This is a genomic window from Bisbaumannia salifodinae (assembly GCF_055388505.1).
Window position 1 is genome coordinate 4153804 of the sequence record NZ_AP043781.1, and the last position, 18284, is coordinate 4172087.

Genomic DNA, 18284 nt, shown 5'->3' on the forward strand with positions numbered 1-18284 from the left:
ATGCCGGCTGGCATGGTTTCATATCCAGCTAGTCGAGCGAATGCAGTACCCGCAGGGCACACCAGGCATGGTAGCCCAGCAGCAGGAGCGCGGTCGGCAGGTAGACGAACAACCAGCCGGCATAGCCCTGCAGGTAGAGGATGATCGACGGGAAGACCAGCACCAGCAGGTAGAAGACGCCCCAGAACCCGTTGGCCGCCGGCGCATGGTAGCGCCGGAACCAGGCCGGCCAGCCGCCGGCGATATGGAAGAGTGGCCCGCGCGTGCCGGCGGCGCGGTTGAGTACCGCCTCCAGCTCGCGCATGCGGCGCAGGTGAAAGAAGAAGATCGACTGCTTGAGCAGATCGAAGAACATCACCAGCACGATCACCAGCAGCAGGATCAGGAACCCCACGGGGGTCACCGGCTGCTCGAGACGGGCATCCAGCTCGAACAGGCGCACCACGGGATCCCAGGCCAGCAGGGCCCCGATGGAGCCGAACAGGCGGATATCCCCCAGTGACCGGTGGATATAGTCGTTGCACACCTCGCTGAGCCGCACGTACTCCTCGTAGACCCGGCCCAGGGAGAGCGCCTCCGCCTCCTCTTCTGACGATCGCGTCACGACGGCCCCCAGCCGATGGGTTCGATCATGACCTCAGTATGGCGCGCCCCGAGGGGAGGGCAATGGGAGGGCAATGCGCGGCTCAGCGCCCCCGGGCTTGCCCTGGCATGCCATGGCCCGGCGGATCAACGACAAAGGCCCCGGGCAGCGCTGCCCGGGGCCTATTGCATGGGGGGAAGAAAGGGGGCCTCAGCCGGAGAAGATCTGGTGCAGGTCCGGGGTCTCGTCCTCCTCCTCGGTGATCGACAGGGAGGCCTCGATGGCCTTGAGGTGGCGGCTCATAAAGGCCTTGGCCCGCTCGCCGTTGCCCTCCTCCAGGAAGCGGATCAGGTCGTCATGGTCGTGGGACTCGCAGCCCAGGTGGCCGGTATTGCCGTAGACCGCCAGGATCAGCGAGGAACGCGAGCAGAGCCGACCCACGAACTCGGCCAGGGTGGCATTGCCGGAGAGCCGCGCCAGGCGCTCGTGGAAGGCGGCGGAGAGCTTGATGGCCACGCTCTGCTCGCCGGAACGCAGCGCCTCGCGTTCGCGGCGGGCCATGTCGCGCAGCTCGCGCAGGTCGGCGGCGGTGACTCGCCGCGCCACCTCGGGCATCAGGCCACACTCCACCATCTGGCGGGCATCGAAGACGTCCTTGGCCTCGTCGGCGGTGGGCCGGGTGACGCTGGCGCCACGCCGCGGGGTCAGGGTGACCAGTTGCTCCAGGGCCAGGCGCTGGAGGATCTTGCGGATGCCGGTACGGCTGACGCCGAACACCTCGGCCAGGGCATCCTCGCGCAGCCGCGCGCCGGGCTTGAGGCGGTGCTCGATGATGGCATCGCTGATATGACGATAGATGGCATCGTGGCGCTCGGCGCCGTCGCCATTCTTGCCCAGGCGCCGCTTGGGACGTTCCCCGGCGGCGGCCGGCATCTGTTTGTGTTCCGTCATGGTCGGCAACTCTCCAGATCGACTGCCCATCATCGAGCTTCCATTGTATACGCTTTTATTCCCCACAGACGACAGGGCCCGCCAAGGGCGGGCCACCGTCTCTCGAGGCGGGGCGGTGCGGGGCACCACCCTCGCTGCGGGCTCGCTTACTCGCGCCAGTCGGCGATCACGGCACGCTCCTCATCGGTCATCTGGGTCATATTGCCCAGCGGCATGTAGTTGCTGCCCACCACCTGCTTGATCTGGGCGATGCTGTTGAGGATGTTCTCGTCGCTGTCATAGGTGATCCCCGCCGGGGCCGAGTTGAAGCTGGGATGGCTAGGCTCACGGGAGTGGCAGGTCACGCAACGCTCATTGATGATGCCACTGACTTCCGTGACGCTCGGCCCGTCGCTGGCCGCGGCCAGGTCGGTGGCACCCGCCGGCGCGCTGCTCGGCGCCGCGACCCAGACGCTGATCAGGATCAGCACCACGCCCGCCGCCGGGTAGGCCGGCTTGATCTGGCCGGAGTGCATCAGCACGAAGAACTGACGAATCAGGGCGCCGGCGAAGATGAACAGCGTCATGATCACCCAGGACAGCTCATGGGCGTAGAGGAAGGAGTAGTGGTTGCTGATCATCAGCAGCACCACCGGCAGGGTGAAGTAGGTGTTATGCACCGAGCGCTGCTTGCCGCGCTTGCCATCGATGGGATTGGGCGTCTCGCCGGCCTTGAGCGCCTTCACCATGCGCCGCTGGCCCGGGATGATCCAGAAGAAGACGTTGGCGGACATGGCGGTGGCCATCACCGCGCCGGTCAGCAGGAAGGCGGCGCGCCCGGAGAAGATATGCACGCTCAGGTAGGCGACCACCACCATCATCACCGCCACGGCGATACTCAGGACGCCATCGCGCTCCATGTTCGGGCTGATGCGCTTGCACAGCTCGTTGTAGACCACCCAGCCACCGAGCAGGAAGAGCAGCGCCATGACGTTGGCCTGCCAGCCGGTCATATTGGCGGCCCACTCCCAGGAGCTGCCCGGGTTGACCAGGTAGAAGCTGGGGTTGGCCATATACAGCAGGGTGAAGAGCGCGAAGCCCGACAGCCAGGTGGTGTAGGACTTCCAGAACGACCAGTGCAGGTCGTCGGGCAGTTTTTCCGGACTCGTGGCGTACTTCTGGTTGTGATAGAAGCCGCCACCGTGCACGGCCCACATCTCGCCGAACACGCCCTTCTTGCGACAGGCCTCGTCCTTGGGCGTCTTCAGCCCGTTATCCAGCATCACGAAGTAGATCGATTCACCGATCCAGGCGATCGCCGCGATGACGTGGAGCCATCGCAGCAGCATATTGGCAAACTCGAGGAGATACGCGTCCATAACTCAGCGCTCGCTTTGTACGGTTGTTGTAGGTCGATTCAGGGGAGCCGATCGGGATCAGCTACCCCGGTAGGTGGAGAAGCTGTAAGGCGCCAGCAGCAGCGGCACATGGTAGTGCTCGTCCGCGTTGGCGACGCCGAAGCGCAGCGGGATGCGATCCAGGAAGCGCGGCTTGGGGCCGGGCACGCCTTCGCGATCCAGGTAGTCGCCGGCGTGGAAAAGCAGCTCATATTCGCCCACGGTTAGGGCATCGCCCTCGAGGATGGGGGCATCACAGCGGCCATCGTCGTTGGTCACGGCCTCGCCGATGCGCACCCGCTCGTCGCCTTCGATACGGAAGACCTCGATGCGAATACCGTGGCCCGGCCGGCCCTTGGCAGAGTCCAAGACGTGGGTGGTTACGCGTCCCATGTGTCTCTCCTGTTGTGGTCATGGCACCGCGGGGCGGCGCGAGTAAGGAAAAAGGCCGGGGCTCGACAAGCGTGCTCTCGCCGGGGAACCGACCCGAAGTCTATGGTTACAGTTTTAGCCTCAAATGGAGTACATTTCAAAGAGTTTTTGTATACAGTAGATGTAGCGTATTATGGGCCCTCTGCCTCCCAAGGAGAAAACAATGAGCGACAAGACCCTGAACCCCCGTCCCAGCAGCATGGACCGCGCCACCTTCGTGGCCCAGTTCGGCGAGATCTACGAACACTCTCCCTGGGTCGCCGAGCTGGCCTGGGAGGCCGGCCTGGGCGCCGAGCAGGACACCCCGGAGGGCCTGGCCGCCGCCATGGGCAAGGTGCTCGACGACGCCAGCCCCGAGCGCCAGCTGGAGGTGGTGCGTGCCCACCCGGACCTGGCCGGCAAGGCGGCCCTGGCCGGCGAGCTCACCGATGACTCCACCAGCGAGCAGGCCGGCGCCGGCCTCGACCAGTGCACCCCCGAGGAGCTGGCCCGCTTCGAGCGCCTCAACAATGCCTACAAGGAACGCTTCGGCTTCCCCTTCGTGATGGCCGTCAAGGGCAGCAACCGCCACCTGATCCTGGCCGCCTTCGAGGAGCGCCTGGAGAACAGCGCCGAAGAGGAGCGCCGCACCGTGGTGGAACAGATCAACCGCATCGCCCTGTTCCGCCTCCAGGCCCGCGCCGAGCAGCAATAAGCCGACGGTGCCGCCCGAAAGGTTTAGTGGAAGGGATTTCCGTTACCACGACAGGACGGCGTCGAGGGTGTATCCTAGGCGCCAGTGATCAATGCAGTTGGGTGACGGAGAGCGAGGCGTGACCGAGAGCAAACGCAAGACGGTGGGCCGCCCGGCCGGGAGCGGCAAGAGCAGCGGCGGACACAGCCAGTCGCTGGTGCGCGGCCTGAATATCCTCGAGGGGCTGGCCGCCGCCCCCATGGGCCTGGCGCTGTCCGATATCGCGCAGATCGTCGGCCTGGCCCCCTCCACCACCCATCGCCTGCTCCAGGCCCTGCACCAGCAGGGCTTTATCACCCAGGACACCGAGCTGGGCCTGTGGAAGGTGGGGGTCAAGACCTTCCAGATCGGCAACACCTTCCTCGAGGCCCGCGACTTCGTGGCCACCGCCCGCCCCTTCCTGCGTCGCCTCACCGAGGAGAGCGGCGAGTCCGCCAACCTGGGCATCCGCGACGACGGCATGGCGGTGTTCCTGGCCCAGAGCGAGTCGCCACAGATGATGCGCATGATCACCCGCCTCGGCTCCCGGGCCCCCATGCACGCCTCCGGGGTCGGCAAGGCGCTGCTGGCCTGGCTGCCGGACAAGGAGGTGGAGCGCATCCTCCAGGCCCGCGGCCTGCCCCGGGTCACCGCCAGCACCATCGATACCCCGGCGCGGCTGCGCGAGGCCCTGGCGGAGATTCGCCGCCAGGGCTACGCCTGCGACCGGGAGGAACACGCCGTCGGCCTGCATTGCGTGGCGGCGACCATCCACGACGAGCAGGGCAATGCCCTGGCGGGCATCTCGGTCTCCGGCCCGGTGGCGCGGATTCCCGAGTCGCGTCTGGCGGAGCTCGGCGGCCTGGTCAGCCGCGCGGCGCGGGAGATTACCGCGCAGATCGGCGGCAAGCAGCCCAGTCCCGAGGCGTTTTGACCTTGGCGCCGGGGAGATTACCGCCCTCTCCATCAGACCTCGGTGGCAAACAGCCCAGTCCCGAGGCGTTTTGACCTTGGCGCCGGGGAGATTACCGCCCTCTCCATCAGACCTCGGCGGCAAGCAGCCCAGCCCCGAGGCGTTTTGACCTTGGCGCCGGGGAGATTACCGCACTCTCCATCCAGCCTCGGTGGCAAGCAGCCCAGTGCCGAGGCGTTCTAAGCGCCCCCGAGGGGAGATCACCGCCCTCTCCATCAGACCTCGGCGGCAAACCGCCCAGTCCCGAGGCGTTCTTAGCGCCCCCGAAGGGAGATCACCGCCCTCTCCATCAGGACTCGGCGGCAAACAGGTCAGTCCCGAGGCGTTTTAGCCTCATCGCCGGACCGGTATGATGTGAGCAGCCCAACCAACAAAAAGGCCGACCCTCTCGAGGGTCGGCCTTTTTGTTGGACGGTAGCGACGCTAGTAGAGCAGTTGGGGCAGGAAGAGCACGATGCCCGGGAACACCAGCACCAGCAGCGCCCGTGCCATGCCGGCGAACCAGAAGGGCGTCACCCCGCGGAAGATGGTCCCCGTCGAGACGTCCGGCAATACCGCCCGCAGCACGAAGACGTTCATCCCCACCGGCGGCGTGATCAGGCTGATCTCGATGACGATCACCACCAGGATGCCGAACCACACCAGGTCGAAGCCCAGCCCCGCCACCACCGGGAAGAACACCGGCACGGTGAGCAGCATCATCGACATGCTCTCGAACACGCAGCCCAGCAGCACATAGATCGCCAGGATTACCAGGATCACCATGAAGGGCGCCACCTCCAGGCCGTTGACGAAGGCCAGCAGGTCGTTGGGCAGCCCCGCCCGGTTGATGAAGTTGGCGAAGATCAGCGCCGTCAGCACCACCGCGAAGAGCATCGCCGTGGTGCGCACCGTGTCCATCAGCACGTTCATCACGATCTGCGGCGTCAGTGCCCGGCGCAGCAGGGCGATCACGAAGGCGCCCATGGCGCCGATCCCCGCCGCCTCGGTGGGGGTGAACACGCCCAGGTAGATGCCGCCGATCACCAGCACGAACAGCGCCAGGGTGCTGCCCACGCTCTTCAGCGCCTTGATCCGCTCCGCCCAGGGCACCCGCTCCGCCGCCGGCCCGGCGCTGGGGTCGCGCCACAGCACCCACTTCACCGCCAGCAGGTAGAGCACGATGCCCAGGATGCCGGGAATAAAGCCCGCCGCGAACAGCTCGCGGATGCTGGTCTCGGTGAGGATGCCGTAGATCACCAGCATCACGCTGGGCGGAATCAGGATCCCCAGGGTGCCGCCGGCGGCGATGGCCGCCGAGGCCAGGGAGTCCTGGTAGCCGTACTTGCGCATCTGCGGCATGGCCACCCGCCCCATGGTGGCGGCGGTGGCCAGGCTCGAGCCGCAGATGGCGCTGAAGCCGCCGCAGGCGACGATGGTGGCCATCGCCTGACCGCCCTTGCGGTGCCCCAGGAAACCGTTGGAGGCCCGGAACAGGGCGTCCGAGAGGCCGGCATGGGAGACGAAGTTGCCCATCAGGATAAACAGCGGAATCACCGACAGGCCATAGTTCATGGCGGTGTCCACCACCCGCCGCGCGGCCATCGCCTCGGCGGCGTTCCAGTTGCCGGTGAGGTAGTAGAAGCCCACGAAGCCGACGAGGCCCATGGCGAAGGCCAGCGGCAGGCGCAGGAAGACCAGCAGCAGCAGCGCCGCGAAGCCATAGAGTGCCTCGATCATGCCGAATCCTCCTTATCGGACCCATCGCGCTCGGGGCTCAGCGGCCCGCCGCGCTCGATGATCCGCAGCCCCTCGAGCAGATACCCCAGGGCGCGCAGCCCCAGCAGCAGGGTCGAGGCGCCCAGCATCAGCGCCATCAGGTAAATCAGGTAGCCGATGGGAATGCGCAGGAACTCGGTGACATCGCCCCAGGCGAAGGCCCGCTCGCCCAGCGCCCAGACCCGACCGGTCATTACCCACAGGGCCGCGCTACAGACGCCGTTGACCACCAGCTGGCGGAACCAGATCAGCCCCTTGGGGAAGACCGCATCCAGCAGGTCGACGCTGATATGCGCCTCCCGCCAGCACACCACCGGCAGGGAGAGGAAGACCACCGCCGCCAGCATCAACTGGGTCAGCTCCACGGTGCCGAGAATGGGGTGGTTGAAGAAGTAGCGGCCGGTGACATCGGCGGTGGTCAGCAGCATCAGGGCGAAGAGGGTGGCACCCGCCACCCCCTCCAGGCCTCGCTGCATCACCAGGCCGAGACGCGCCGCGCGGTTCGCCAGGGTCTGCATAATATGCTCCGTTTACTCGGCCGCCACGATGCTATCGGGCACCAGGGCAGCCACGCTGTCTTCCTCGGCGGCGGCATCCAGCTGCTCGTGGAAGTAGGCCATGGCGGCCCGGGCATCGACGCCACGACTCTCGGTCACCGACTCGGCCCACGCCTCGACCAGGGTGTCGCTGATGCCGCTCAGGGTCTCGAGGTCCTCGTCACCCAGGTCGGTGAAGGTATGCCCCTGCTCCTCGGCGAAGGCCACACCGCGCACATCCACGGTATCGAACATATAGCCGAACAGCCGCGACAGCCGCTCGCCGGAGACCGCCTCGATGGCCGCCCGATCCTCGGCGGAGATCCGATCCCAGATCATCGGGTTGACCACGATGGTGAAGCTGCCGCGATAGAAGCCGCCATCCACCCTGAGGGTATGCGGGAAGACCTCGGCGACGCGGAAGCTGCGCAGGCCCTCCGGCACCAGCATGGCGCCGTCGATGACCCCCTGGGAGCCCGCCTCGTAGACGCCGGTGGGCGGCAGGGCCACGCCGGTCAGCTCCAGGGCAGTGGAGAGATCGCCCATGACGCCGCCGCCGACGCGGATGCGTTCGCCGCGCAGGTCATCCAGGGTCTCGTACTGCTCGCGGCTGAAGATCCAGCCCGGGCCATGCACCCCGGCGGCCACCACGTCCACGCCGCGATGCTCGCCGGCCTCGGCCAGGTACTCCTGGTGGGTGCGCCAGTAAGCGGCGGAGGCATCCTCGGAAGAGAACTCCTCGAAGGTGGGGAATTCGGGCAGCTTGGTCAGCTCGAAGCGCCCGGTGTTATAGCCATGGAAGACCCAGGTGGCATCGGCGATGCCGTCGGCCACCATCTCCATCTGGGAGGCGGGCGGGCCCATGTCGTGAACCACGTCCAGGGTCACCCGACCCTCGGTGGCCTCCTCGATCCAGGCCTTCCAGGTGGGCCAGACGATGGTGTTGATGCCATGGTTGGGGCCGGCCCAGGTGCTAACGGTAATGGTGGTCTGGGCCAGGGCCGAGGTGCTCAGGGATGCGGCGGCCAGGGCGCCGATCATCAGGCTGGCGGTTTTCTTGTACATGGTCACTCCCTCCGTCGCCACCGGGCGGCGGCATGGTTTGCTGTTATTGGATAGGGCGCGGGACGACTCCGCAACGTGATACGTTTTTTTATTTTTTCATCATTTATGGGAAACACGTCAGGCATACCATGCCGGCCGGCCACCGTCGGCGCAATGGCAGCGCGCCAAATGGCGCATAAGACATAGGTATAACCGGCAAAATATTCCATAATATCATATGGTTATAGGATTATTAGCAGGCGAATCAGCCCTCGAAACAGCCCTGATAGAACCACAGGATTGCAGGCCATCACACTGCCCAAGAATCGATACGCAGGATGAAATATCGAATTATCGGCCTTTTATCGCGATCATTTTCGTATCACTTCCTTGGCTTCAGAAAAGAAGACCAATCCCTATCTCATCCGCCACTCCCATGCCAGCTCAAACGACCGAGCCCCCAGCCACAACAGCCACGAAACATATCGAGGTAGGAAGTCACCGGTATCACGTCATCGCTAGCCGATACGTTCCAGCTGGCGTTCCAGCTTGCCCATGGCATTAAAGAGGTCGCGATACTCCCCGGCGCTCAGGGTCGCCACCAGCTCCGCTTCCCAGGCCCGGGCCTGGGGCACCAGTTCCGCCAGCAGCGCCTGCCCGGCCTCGGTGAGGCGCAGATAATGCAGGCGCTGATCCGACGAGCAGGGCGTGCGGTCGATCAGGCCCCGCTCCACCAGGGCCTGTACCGCCCGGGAAACCCGCGCCTTGTCCATCTGGGTCGCCTCGCGGATCTGCGTGGCGGTCAGCACATCGCGATGGCTGAGCCAGGCCAGCACCCGCCATTGAGAGACATTGAGCCCATAGCGCGCCTCGTACCGGCGCGCCAGGGCCTGACTGATGCGCTCCGCCAGGCTATTGAGCCGGTAAGGCAGGAACTGACGCAGGTCCAGCTCCGCCTTGTCCGACGAGACCTTTCGGGACGTCTCGGGGGCCATCACGCCTCCTTGATAGGGCAGCCGGGACAGGAGCGGCACGATGCCCGGGAACACCAGGCCAACAGCGCCGCGTAGCCATGGAGTGCCGCGATCATGCCGACGCCTCCTTGTCGACCCAGTTGCAAGAGCCGACCGACGGCGGCCAGGGGGATGCGCGTCATGATCATGCCTCCCGGCCCTTAGTGGGCCACGACCCGGGCGGCGATGCCCTCGGCCTCGGCGGCCCGGGCAAGCTGCTCGTGGAAGTGCTCGAGGGCCACCTCCGCCTCGATGCCCCGCTCGGCGACATCCGCCGACCAGGTCGCGATCAGCTCGGCGGTGATCTCCTGCAGCCGCGCGATACCGGCCTCGTCCAGGGCCTGGGTGACCTGGCCCTGCTCCTCGCCGAAGGCCACGCCGCGCTCGTCGGAGACATCCATCATGTAACCGAACAGCCGCGAGAGATGCTCGCCGGAGACCGACTCGATGGCCTGGCGATCCTCGGCGGAGACCCGCTCCCAGAACATCGGGTTGACCACGATGGCGAAACTGCCGCGATAGAAGCCGCCATCCACCGTCAGGGTATGGGGCGCCACCTCGGCGACCCGGAAGCTGCGCAGGCTCTCCAGGGTCAGCATGGCGCCATCCACCACCCCCTGGGAGGCCGCCTCGTAGACGCCGGTGGGCGGCAGGGCCACGCCGGTGACCCCCAGGGCCTCCGCCAGGCCGCTCATCACCCCGCCGCCGACCCGCAGCCGCAGGCCCGCCAGGTCGTCGAGATCGGCCACGGCGTCGCGGGTAAAGACCTGCCCCGGGCCATGCACCCCCATGGCGACCACGTCCACGCCGCGGTGCTCATCGGCCTGGGCCAGGTGTTCCCGGTGGGTATGCCAGTAGGCGGCGGAGGCGTCCTCGGAGGAGAACTCCTCGAAGGTGGGGAATTCCGGTAACTGGGTGGCCAGGAAGCGGCCGGCCATATGGGCATGGAAGATCCAGCTGGCATCGGCGATGCCGTCGGCGACGATATCCATCTGGGAGGCGGGCGGGCCCATGTCGTGGACCACGTCCAGGGTCACACGACCCTCGGTGGCCTCCTCGATCCAGGCCTTCCAGGTGGGCCAGACGATGGTGTTGACGCCGTGGTTGGGGCCACCCCAGGTGCTGACGGTGAGGGTGGTCTGGGCCAGGGCCGGAGCGCTCAGGCAGAGGGCGGCGGCGGCGCCCAGCAGCAGGCGGGTGGCGTGATGCATGGTCGAGTTCCTCGTCGTGGGGCCGACGCTCGCGGCATCGACATCATTGTTATGCGTTATCGGCGACACCTTGCCCGCATATTGGTATCTCGCGCAACCATTTTCCCGTAAAGGATCGACTAGACTTAAGTCTAGCCATTCATTAACCGACTGATTTACCGAAGCCCACGGCACAAACCGGACCTTGAATGGGGAAATCGGTGCAGAGACGGCTGGACAATAAGTTTCAATAGAAACTATTATCCCGGCACACCAACGACAAGGCGCCGTTCCCCTGCGGCCCCGACCGAGCGGAGGAATCATGAGCAAGAAGTTCGCGTCCCACGCCGATACCGAAGAAAAGCAGGTCAGCTTCACCCGGCTCGCCGACGGCCTCTATGCCTATACCGCCGAGGGCGACCCCAATACCGGCATCATCATCGGCGACGACAGCGTCATGGTGGTGGACACCCAGGCCACGCCGATCATGGCCCAGGACGTGATCCGCCGGATCCGCGAGGTCACCGACCTGCCCATCAAGCATGTGGTGATGAGCCACTACCACGCGGTACGGGTGCTGGGCGCCTCCGCCTACGAGGCCGAGAACATCTATGCCAGCCGCAACACCTATGAGCTGATCAAGGAGCGCGGCCAGCAGGACTACGAGTCCGAGGTGGGTCGCTTCCCGCGCCTCTTCCAGGGCGTCGACTCGGTGCCCGGCCTGACCTGGCCGAACATCGTCTTCGAACGCGAGCTGACCGTCTTCATGGGCCGCCGCGAGGTGCGCATCATGCACCTGGGCAAGGGTCACACCAGGGGCGACACCGTGGTCTGGCTGCCCGAGGAGAAGGTGCTCTTCTCCGGCGACCAGGTGGAGTACGGCGCCACCCCCTACAGCGGCGACGCCTACCACGAGGAGTGGCCGGCCACCCTCGACAAGCTGCTGGCCCTGGAGCCCGAGCAGCTGGTGCCGGGCCGCGGCGACGCCCTGACCACCCCGGCGCTGTGCCGTGAAGCCATCGAGGGCACCCGCGACTTCCTGCTGACCATGTACAACAGCGTCAAGGCGGGCAAGGCCGCTGGCAAGTCGCTCTCCGAGTGCTATGCCGAGACCTACGCGCTGATGAAGCCCAAGTACGGCCACTGGGTGATCTTCGATCACTGCCTGCCCTTCGATATCACCCGCTGCTATGACGAGGCCGGTGGCGAGTACCCGGACCCGCGCATCTGGACCGCCGAGCGCGACCAGGAGATGTGGCACTCCCTGCAGGAAGTGGTCGAAAACCAGTAAGTCCCGCGCTCGCTGACCCCAGGACACCCCCGCGGCCCGGTAACGGGTCGCGGTCGGAGGAGCCATGCCGAATACTTACAAGAATCCCGTCTATCCCTACCGCCGGCCGCCGGAACTGGACCGGGCCGAGATTCGCCACTGCCCGGTGGTGATCATCGGCGGCGGTCCCTCGGGCCTGGCCGCGGCCATCGACCTGGCCAAGCAGGGCATCGATAGCGTGCTGCTGGACGACAACAACACCGTCAGCGTCGGCTCGCGGGCCATCTGCTTCGCCAAGCGCACCCTGGAGATCATGGATCGCCTCGGCTGCGCCCAGCCCATGCTCGACAAGGGCGTCACCTGGCAGCTCGGAAAGGTCTTCTTCCAGGAGCGCCAAGTCTATGAATTCAACCTGTTGCCGGAGGATGGCCACCGGGTGCCGGCCTTTATCAACCTGCAGCAGTATTATTTCGAGGAGTACTTGGTCGAGCGTACCGGCGACTTCGCCGAGCGCATCGACCTGCGCTGGAAGCACCGGGTGATCGAGGTCGACAGCCAGGCCGAGCGCACCCTGGTGACGGTGCGTACCGCGGATGGCGACTACCGCCTGGCCTGCGACTACCTGCTGGTGGCCGACGGCGCCAACAGCCGCATCCGCGACATGCTCGGCCTGGACTGCCAGGGCCAGGTGTTCCAGGACCGCTTCCTGATCGCCGACGTGGTGATGAAGGCGGACTTCCCCACCGAGCGCTGGTTCTGGTTCGACCCGCCCTTCCATCCCAACCAGTCGGTGCTGCTGCACAAGCAGCCGGACAACGTCTGGCGCATCGACTTCCAGCTGGGCTGGGACGCCGACCCGGAGGAGGAGAAGAAGGAGGCGAACATCCGCCCCCGGGTGCAGGCCATGCTCGGCGAGGACGTGGAGTTCGACCTGGAGTGGGCCAGCGTCTACACCTTCCGCTGCCGCCGGATGGACAGCTTTATCCACCGCCGGGTCTTCTTCATGGGCGACGCCGCCCACCAGGTCTCGCCCTTCGGCGCCCGGGGCGCCAACGGCGCCATCCAGAGCGTGGAGAACCTGACCTGGAAGCTGGCCCGGGTGCTCAAGGGCCAGGCACCCCAGGCGCTGCTCGCCACCTATAATGATGAGCGCCAGCATGGGGCGGCCGAGAACATCTTGAATTCCACCCGATCGACCGACTTTATCACCCCCAAGAGCCGCGTCAGCCGCCTGTTCCGTGACACCACCCTGGAGCTGGCCGAGCACTATCCGTTCGCCCGTGCCCTGGTCAATAGCGGCCGGCTGTCGATGCCCTGCCGCTACGACGGCTCGCCCCTCAACGGCGACGACGCCGAAGGCCTGCCCGTCGAACTGCGCCCGGGCAGCCCCGCCAAGGACGCGCCGATCCGCCAGGATGGCGAAGCCGCCTGGCTGCTCAACCAGTTGGGGGATCGCTTCGTGCTGCTGCTGGATGCCCGGGGCGGGGTGGAGAACAATGCCCAGAACGATGCCCAGGGCAACGCCCTGGCCAGCCGCGCCGCCGAGCTGGCGGCCCTGCTGGCCCGCCAGGCGGACCTCGACCTGCTGCTGCTGGGCCCGGCCCCGGACGCCCTCACCGAGCTGCCGCGTACCCGCCAGATCGAGGACGCCGAGGGCCTGGTGGCCAGCCGCTACGGCCTGACGCCGGGGGCCGGCTACCTGCTGCGCCCCGACCAACACATCGCCGCCCGCTGGCCCGAGTGCCGCGCCGAGGCGGTGGAGCGCGCCCTGGCCACGGCCCTGGGCCAGCATCTGACCGCCGCGGAGGTGACCCATGCCACGGCTTGAGCTCGACCCCAATTTCAGTGATCCGGACGCCTTCTACGCGGCGCTCACCGAACTCCACCGGGAGCGCAGCGACGAGGAGAGCGAGCGCATCAATGCTCGCCTGATCCTGCTGCTGGCCAACCATGTCGGCGACCAAGCGGTGCTGGAGGAGGCGCTGCACATCGCCGCCGCACCGGCACCCCAGGAACGGTAATTTCGAGAGGAAGGACTCATGACCACCCAAACCCTGGAATACCAGAGTGGTTTCCGTAACCACTTCGCCAGCGAGGCGCTGCCCGGGGCGCTGCCCCAGGGCCAGAACTCGCCCCAGCGCTGCCCCTATGGCCTCTATGCGGAGCAGTTCACCGGCTCGGCCTTCACCTCGCCGCGCCACCAGAACCTGCGCTCCTGGCTCTACCGCATTCGCCCCTCGGTGGCCCAGTCCGCCTACCGGCCCTTGGACAATGCCCGGGTCGCCACCTCGCCCCTGGCCAGGCCCGCCGCCGACCCCAACCAGATGCGCTGGGACCCCATGCCGCTGCCCGAGGCCGGGACCGACTTCCTCGACGGCCTGCTCAGCGTGGCGGTCAATGGCGATGCCGGCACCCAGGCCGGTTGCGGCGTGCACCTCTATGCCATCAACCGGGACATGGTGGAGCGCTTCTTCTATAACGCCGACGGCGAGCTGCTGATCGTGCCCCAACTGGGCACCCTGCGCCTGCGCACCGAATTCGGCGAGCTCGAGGTGGCCTCCGGCGAGATCGCCGCCATCCCCCGCGGCGTCAAGTTCCAGGTGCGCCTGGGCGACGGCGTCGACGCCGCCCGCGGCTATGTCTGCGAGAACTATGGCGCGCCCTTCGAGCTGCCGGGGCTCGGCCCCATCGGCGCCAACGGCCTGGCCAACCCCCGCGACTTCCTGAGCCCGGTGGCGGCCTACGAGGACCTGTCCGGCGACGTCGAGCTGGTGGCCAAGTTCTCCGGCCGCTTCTGGTCGGCGCGCCTGGATCACTCGCCCCTGGACGTGGTGGCCTGGCACGGCAACGTCGCCCCCTACAAGTACGACCTGGCCACCTTCAACACCATCAACACCGTGAGCTTCGATCACCCGGACCCGTCGATCTTCACCGTGCTGACCTCCCCCTCCGACACCCCGGGGATGGCCAATATCGACTTCGTGATCTTCCCGCCGCGCTGGATGGTGGCCGAGAACACCTTCCGCCCGCCCTACTTCCATCGCAACCTGATGAGCGAGTTCATGGGCCTGATCTACGGCGAGTACGATGCCAAGGCGGAGGGCTTCCTGCCCGGCGGCGCCAGCCTGCACAACTGCATGTCGCCCCACGGGCCGGACGCCGAGACCTTCGACAAGGCCAGCGAGAGCGAGCTGACGCCCCAGTACCAGGGCGCCACCATGGCCTTTATGTTCGAGAGCCGCTATGTCTATCATCCCACCGAAGCGGCGCTGAACGCGGACTTCCGTCAGCGCGACTACGTGGATGTGTGGGCCGGCATGAAGAGCCATTTCGACCCCGAGAATCGCTAAGCCCGACTCCCCGACGACAAAGGATTATTAAGATGAAACTTGCCAGCCTCAACAAGGGCCGCGACGGCGAACTGATCGTCGTCTCCCGTGACCTCAAGCGCGCCGTCAAGGTGCCGCAGATCGCCGCCACCCTGCAGCAGGCCATCGAGCAGTGGGAGGCCCTGGAGCCCCGGCTCAAGCACGTCTACGACGCCCTCAACGGCGGCCAGGCCGAGAACGCCTTCGACCTGGACATGGCCAGGCTGCACTCGCCGCTACCCCGCGCCTACCACTGGGCCGACGGCTCCGCCTACCTCAACCACGTCCAGTTGGTGCGCCAGGCGCGTAACGCCGAGATGCCCGAGACCTTCTGGACCGACCCGCTGATGTACCAGGGCGGCAGCGACCGCTTTATCGCCCCCACCGAGGATATCGAGGCGGTGAGCGAGTCCCACGGCATCGACTTCGAGGGCGAGATCGCGGTCATTACCGACGACGTGCCCATGGCGGTGACCCCGGAGCAGGCCGCCGGCCATATCAAGCTGATCATGCTGGTCAACGACGTCAGCCTGCGCGGCCTGATCCCCGGCGAGCTGGCCAAGGGCTTCGGCTTCTACCAGGCCAAGCCGGCCTCCAGCTTCTCGCCGATCTGCGTCACTCCCGACGAGCTGGGCGACACCTGGAAGGAAGGCCGCGTCCACCTGCCGCTGACCGTGCACCTCAACGGCGAGAAGTTCGGCGAGCCGGAGGCCGGCCCCGACATGATCTTCGGCTTCCCGGAGCTGGTGGCCCATGCCGCCAAGACCCGCTACCTGGGCGCCGGCACCGTGATCGGCTCCGGCACCGTCTCCAACCCGGACGCCGAGGGCGGCCCCGGCAAGCCGGTGAGTGATGGCGGTGTGGGCTACAGCTGCCTGGCCGAGGTACGCATGGTCGAGCAGATCCTGCATGGCCAGGCCAAGACTTCCTTTATGCGCTTCGGCGACCGGGTGCGCATCGAGATGTTCGACCGCGACGGCCAGAGCATCTTCGGTGCCATCGACCAGCAGGTGGTCGAGTACAAACCCCACTGAGGCGAGGAGGCAGGATGACGACCCTCTACGGTTATTTCCGTTCGTCCGCCGCCTACCGGGTACGCATCGCCCTGAACCTCAAGGGCCTGGCCTATGACCAGGCCCCGGTCAACCTGGTCAAGGGCGAGCAGCGCGGCGAGGACTTCCTCGCCCGCAACCCCCAGGGGCTGGTCCCGGCGCTGGTCACCGATGACGGCGCGCGGCTGACTCAGTCCCTGGCGATCTGCGAGTACCTGGACGAGCGTTACCCCGACCCGGCGCTGCTGCCGGCGGACGCCGCCGGCCGCGCTCGGGTCCGCGCCCTGGCCCAATCGGTGGCCTGCGAGATCCATCCCCTCAATAACCTGCGGGTGCTCAAGTACCTGACCGGGGAGCTGGGGGTGGACGAGGCGGCCAAGATGACCTGGTACCGGCACTGGATCACCGAGGGCTTCGCCGCCCTGGAGGCCCAGCTCTCCCGGGAGGCGGGCAGCGGCGACTTCTGCCATGGCGACACCCCGGGCCTGGCGGACCTCTGCCTGGTGCCCCAGGTGTTCAACGCCGAGCGCTTCGCGTGCGACCTGGCCCCCTACCCACGGATCCGCCGCATCGTGGCCAACTGCCGGGCCCTGGACGCCTTCGCCCGGGCCGCCCCGGAGGCCCAGCCGGACGCCGGCTAGGTCGACGAGCCACAGGCGAGCGCATCCGACACCCCGACAAGCCTTGCCTCGTCGGTGTATAATAAGCGGCCTAACAAAGCGGGCGCGGCCCCTGTCTTCAGGGGGTGCGCCCGTTTCTCGTCTCACCACCACCGGACGCGCCTCCCGCGCCTCCAAGGAGAACCGGGTGCTACGGCTCACCTCCCCCGCCACCGTGATCCTGCTGGCGGCCCTCACCGCCCTGGGCCCCCTGGCCACCGACATGTACCTGCCCGCCATGCCCGCCATGGCCGAGGCGCTGAATACCGGCGCCGACCAGGTGCAGCTGACCCTGAGCCTCTATATGGCCGGCTTCGCCCTGGCCCAGCTGTTCTGCGGCCCATTGGCGGACCGCTTCGGCCGCAAGCCGATCATGGTGGGGGGCTTCGCCCTCTTCCTGGCGGCCAGCCTGCTCTGCGCCCTGGCACCGAGCATCGAGTGGCTGCTGGCCGGGCGCTTCCTGCAGGCCCTGGGCGGCGCCGCCGGCCCGGTGCTGGGACGCGCCGCGGTGCGCGATATCTACGGCCCCCTGGAAGCCGGGCGCATCCTCTCCCACCTGGCCAGCATCATGGCCCTGGCGCCGGCCCTGGCGCCGGTGGTGGGCGCCGGCCTGTTGATGCTCTTCGGCTGGGAGGCGATCTTCCTGGTGCTGGCCCTCTACGCGGCCATCGCCCTGGCGCTGCTGATCTTCGCCCTGCCGGAACCCCTGCCCCGGGAGCTGCGCCAGCCCATCGGCCCGGCCGCCATGCTCGGCAACTTCCGCCTGCTGCTCGGCCAGCGCGCCTTCGTCGGCTATACCCTGACCAACGCCGCCGCCTTCTCGGGGCTCTTCGCCTACCTCTCCGGCTCCGCCTTCGTGCTGATCGAGTTTATCGGCGTCCACCCCACCACCTACGGCATCCTCTTCGCGCTGATCGTCGCCGGCTTCTTCAGCGGCACGGTGATCAGCGGCCGCCATAGCCGGCGCCTGGGCCGCGACCGGCTGATCCTGCGCGGCGCCCTGCTCTGTACCCTGGGCGGCACGACCATGGCACTGCTGGCCCTGGCCGGCGTCACCCAGGCCTGGGCGGTGGTGGGGCCGCATATCGTCTTTATGATGGGGGTGGGCATCCTGATGCCCCAGACCATGGCCGGCGCCCTGGCCCCCAACCCCCGGTGCGCCGGCGCCGCCTCCTCGCTGTTCGGCTTCCTGCAGATGGGCATCGCCGCCCTGGTGGGGGGCCTGGTGGGCCAGCTCCACGACGACACCTCGCGCACCCTGGCGCTGACCATCGGCCTGGCCGGCATCACCGCCCTCGCAGTCTACTGGGGCCTGGTGCGCCCCGCCGCCCGCCAGGAGGCCCGCCAGGCGCTCTCGGAGTAACCCC

The 18284-nt window shown here is 67.2% G+C and carries 19 protein-coding genes; 9 read left to right on the forward strand and 10 right to left on the reverse strand.

The annotated features are described in order from the left end of the window. Positions 1–28 precede the first annotated feature (28 nt). From ACZ5EF_RS19430 to uraH, 4 genes are all read right to left on the reverse strand, one after another. Positions 29–604, reverse strand: coding sequence for a hypothetical protein (locus ACZ5EF_RS19430; RefSeq protein ID WP_346060920.1), 576 nt, complete (start codon positions 602–604; stop codon positions 29–31). Positions 605–793: 189 nt separating this feature from the next. Then, complete coding sequence (locus ACZ5EF_RS19435) at positions 794–1516, reverse strand: GntR family transcriptional regulator (protein WP_346061139.1); 723 nt, start codon at positions 1514–1516, stop codon at positions 794–796. 164 nt (positions 1517–1680) lie between these two features. Then, positions 1681–2892, reverse strand: coding sequence for a urate hydroxylase PuuD (locus ACZ5EF_RS19440; RefSeq protein WP_346060919.1), 1212 nt, complete (start codon positions 2890–2892; stop codon positions 1681–1683). A 57-nt stretch (positions 2893–2949) separates the two neighbouring features. Next, complete coding sequence (gene uraH / locus ACZ5EF_RS19445) at positions 2950–3303, reverse strand: hydroxyisourate hydrolase (protein WP_346060918.1); 354 nt, start codon at positions 3301–3303, stop codon at positions 2950–2952. Positions 3304–3505: 202 nt separating this feature from the next. Here uraH and uraD point away from each other — a divergent pair, with 202 nt between their 5' ends. Both uraD and ACZ5EF_RS19455 read left to right on the forward strand, forming a co-directional pair. Continuing rightward, entirely contained in the window at positions 3506–4036 is a 531-nt protein-coding gene (uraD, locus tag ACZ5EF_RS19450) for a 2-oxo-4-hydroxy-4-carboxy-5-ureidoimidazoline decarboxylase (RefSeq protein ID WP_346060917.1), read from the forward strand. A 118-nt stretch (positions 4037–4154) separates the two neighbouring features. Continuing rightward, the gene (locus ACZ5EF_RS19455; protein ID WP_195860447.1) at positions 4155–4988 is read left to right on the forward strand and encodes an IclR family transcriptional regulator; all 834 of its coding nucleotides are present in this window, start codon (positions 4155–4157) and stop codon (positions 4986–4988) included. Positions 4989–5450: 462 nt separating this feature from the next. Here the strand turns inward: ACZ5EF_RS19455 and ACZ5EF_RS19460 are convergent, their stop codons facing one another. The 6 genes from ACZ5EF_RS19460 to ACZ5EF_RS19485 all read right to left on the reverse strand — a co-directional run bounded on the left by ACZ5EF_RS19460 (position 5451) and on the right by ACZ5EF_RS19485 (position 10589). Next, positions 5451–6746 carry a TRAP transporter large permease gene (locus ACZ5EF_RS19460; protein WP_346060916.1) on the reverse strand — a complete coding sequence of 432 codons (1296 nt, stop codon included), beginning with the start codon at positions 6744–6746 and terminating at the stop codon, positions 5451–5453. Beyond that, entirely contained in the window at positions 6743–7303 is a 561-nt protein-coding gene (locus ACZ5EF_RS19465) for a TRAP transporter small permease (RefSeq protein WP_346060915.1), read from the reverse strand. The genes ACZ5EF_RS19460 and ACZ5EF_RS19465 overlap by 4 nt, the downstream gene beginning before the upstream one ends. Before the next feature lie 12 nt (positions 7304–7315). Continuing rightward, entirely contained in the window at positions 7316–8386 is a 1071-nt protein-coding gene (locus ACZ5EF_RS19470; RefSeq protein WP_346060914.1) for a TRAP transporter substrate-binding protein, read from the reverse strand. 497 nt (positions 8387–8883) lie between these two features. Further along, positions 8884–9360, reverse strand: coding sequence for a MarR family winged helix-turn-helix transcriptional regulator (locus ACZ5EF_RS19475; RefSeq protein WP_346060913.1), 477 nt, complete (start codon positions 9358–9360; stop codon positions 8884–8886). After that, a complete protein-coding gene (locus ACZ5EF_RS19480; protein WP_346060912.1) occupies positions 9360–9521 on the reverse strand; it encodes a hypothetical protein in 162 nt (53 codons plus the stop codon). Before ACZ5EF_RS19480 ends, ACZ5EF_RS19475 begins: the two co-directional genes overlap by 1 nt. Positions 9522–9539: 18 nt before the next feature. Continuing rightward, positions 9540–10589, reverse strand: a complete 1050-nt coding sequence (locus tag ACZ5EF_RS19485) for a TRAP transporter substrate-binding protein (RefSeq protein ID WP_346060911.1) — start codon at positions 10587–10589, stop codon at positions 9540–9542. Positions 10590–10890: 301 nt separating this feature from the next. Here ACZ5EF_RS19485 and ACZ5EF_RS19490 point away from each other — a divergent pair, with 301 nt between their 5' ends. From ACZ5EF_RS19490 to ACZ5EF_RS19520, 7 genes are all read left to right on the forward strand, one after another. Next, positions 10891–11859 carry an MBL fold metallo-hydrolase gene (locus ACZ5EF_RS19490; protein WP_346060910.1) on the forward strand — a complete coding sequence of 323 codons (969 nt, stop codon included), beginning with the start codon at positions 10891–10893 and terminating at the stop codon, positions 11857–11859. Between the two features lie 64 nt (positions 11860–11923). Beyond that, entirely contained in the window at positions 11924–13666 is a 1743-nt protein-coding gene (locus ACZ5EF_RS19495; RefSeq protein WP_346060909.1) for an FAD-dependent oxidoreductase, read from the forward strand. Continuing rightward, entirely contained in the window at positions 13653–13859 is a 207-nt protein-coding gene (locus tag ACZ5EF_RS19500) for a DUF2783 domain-containing protein (protein WP_346060908.1), read from the forward strand. Before ACZ5EF_RS19495 ends, ACZ5EF_RS19500 begins: the two co-directional genes overlap by 14 nt. A gap of 18 nt (positions 13860–13877) precedes the next feature. Further along, positions 13878–15188, forward strand: coding sequence for a homogentisate 1,2-dioxygenase (gene hmgA, locus ACZ5EF_RS19505; RefSeq protein WP_346060907.1), 1311 nt, complete (start codon positions 13878–13880; stop codon positions 15186–15188). A gap of 32 nt (positions 15189–15220) precedes the next feature. Continuing rightward, on the forward strand, positions 15221–16240 hold the full coding sequence (locus ACZ5EF_RS19510) for a fumarylacetoacetate hydrolase family protein (protein WP_346060906.1): 1020 nt from the start codon (positions 15221–15223) through the stop codon (positions 16238–16240). Positions 16241–16254: 14 nt separating this feature from the next. Continuing rightward, on the forward strand, positions 16255–16899 hold the full coding sequence (maiA, locus tag ACZ5EF_RS19515) for a maleylacetoacetate isomerase (RefSeq protein WP_346060905.1): 645 nt from the start codon (positions 16255–16257) through the stop codon (positions 16897–16899). A 166-nt stretch (positions 16900–17065) separates the two neighbouring features. Next, entirely contained in the window at positions 17066–18280 is a 1215-nt protein-coding gene (locus ACZ5EF_RS19520; RefSeq protein ID WP_346060904.1) for a multidrug effflux MFS transporter, read from the forward strand. Positions 18281–18284 lie beyond the last annotated feature (4 nt).

Excerpts from the sequence above, each read along its gene's own strand:
- uraH (WP_346060918.1), bottom strand. The coding sequence starts at position 3,303 with ATGGGACGCGTAACCACCCACGTCTTGGACTCTGCCAAGGGCCGGCCG.
- ACZ5EF_RS19480 (WP_346060912.1), bottom strand. The coding sequence starts at position 9,521 with ATGACGCGCATCCCCCTGGCCGCCGTCGGTCGGCTCTTGCAACTGGGT.
- ACZ5EF_RS19485 (WP_346060911.1), bottom strand. The coding sequence starts at position 10,589 with ATGCATCACGCCACCCGCCTGCTGCTGGGCGCCGCCGCCGCCCTCTGC.
- ACZ5EF_RS19465 (WP_346060915.1), bottom strand. The coding sequence starts at position 7,303 with ATGCAGACCCTGGCGAACCGCGCGGCGCGTCTCGGCCTGGTGATGCAG.
- ACZ5EF_RS19435 (WP_346061139.1), bottom strand. The coding sequence starts at position 1,516 with ATGCCGGCCGCCGCCGGGGAACGTCCCAAGCGGCGCCTGGGCAAGAAT.
- ACZ5EF_RS19475 (WP_346060913.1), bottom strand. The coding sequence starts at position 9,360 with ATGGCCCCCGAGACGTCCCGAAAGGTCTCGTCGGACAAGGCGGAGCTG.
- ACZ5EF_RS19490 (WP_346060910.1), top strand. The coding sequence starts at position 10,891 with ATGAGCAAGAAGTTCGCGTCCCACGCCGATACCGAAGAAAAGCAGGTC.
- ACZ5EF_RS19460 (WP_346060916.1), bottom strand. The coding sequence starts at position 6,746 with ATGATCGAGGCACTCTATGGCTTCGCGGCGCTGCTGCTGCTGGTCTTC.
- uraD (WP_346060917.1), top strand. The coding sequence starts at position 3,506 with ATGAGCGACAAGACCCTGAACCCCCGTCCCAGCAGCATGGACCGCGCC.
- ACZ5EF_RS19500 (WP_346060908.1), top strand. The coding sequence starts at position 13,653 with ATGCCACGGCTTGAGCTCGACCCCAATTTCAGTGATCCGGACGCCTTC.
- ACZ5EF_RS19440 (WP_346060919.1), bottom strand. The coding sequence starts at position 2,892 with ATGGACGCGTATCTCCTCGAGTTTGCCAATATGCTGCTGCGATGGCTC.
- maiA (WP_346060905.1), top strand. The coding sequence starts at position 16,255 with ATGACGACCCTCTACGGTTATTTCCGTTCGTCCGCCGCCTACCGGGTA.
- ACZ5EF_RS19495 (WP_346060909.1), top strand. The coding sequence starts at position 11,924 with ATGCCGAATACTTACAAGAATCCCGTCTATCCCTACCGCCGGCCGCCG.
- ACZ5EF_RS19470 (WP_346060914.1), bottom strand. The coding sequence starts at position 8,386 with ATGTACAAGAAAACCGCCAGCCTGATGATCGGCGCCCTGGCCGCCGCA.
- hmgA (WP_346060907.1), top strand. The coding sequence starts at position 13,878 with ATGACCACCCAAACCCTGGAATACCAGAGTGGTTTCCGTAACCACTTC.
- ACZ5EF_RS19510 (WP_346060906.1), top strand. The coding sequence starts at position 15,221 with ATGAAACTTGCCAGCCTCAACAAGGGCCGCGACGGCGAACTGATCGTC.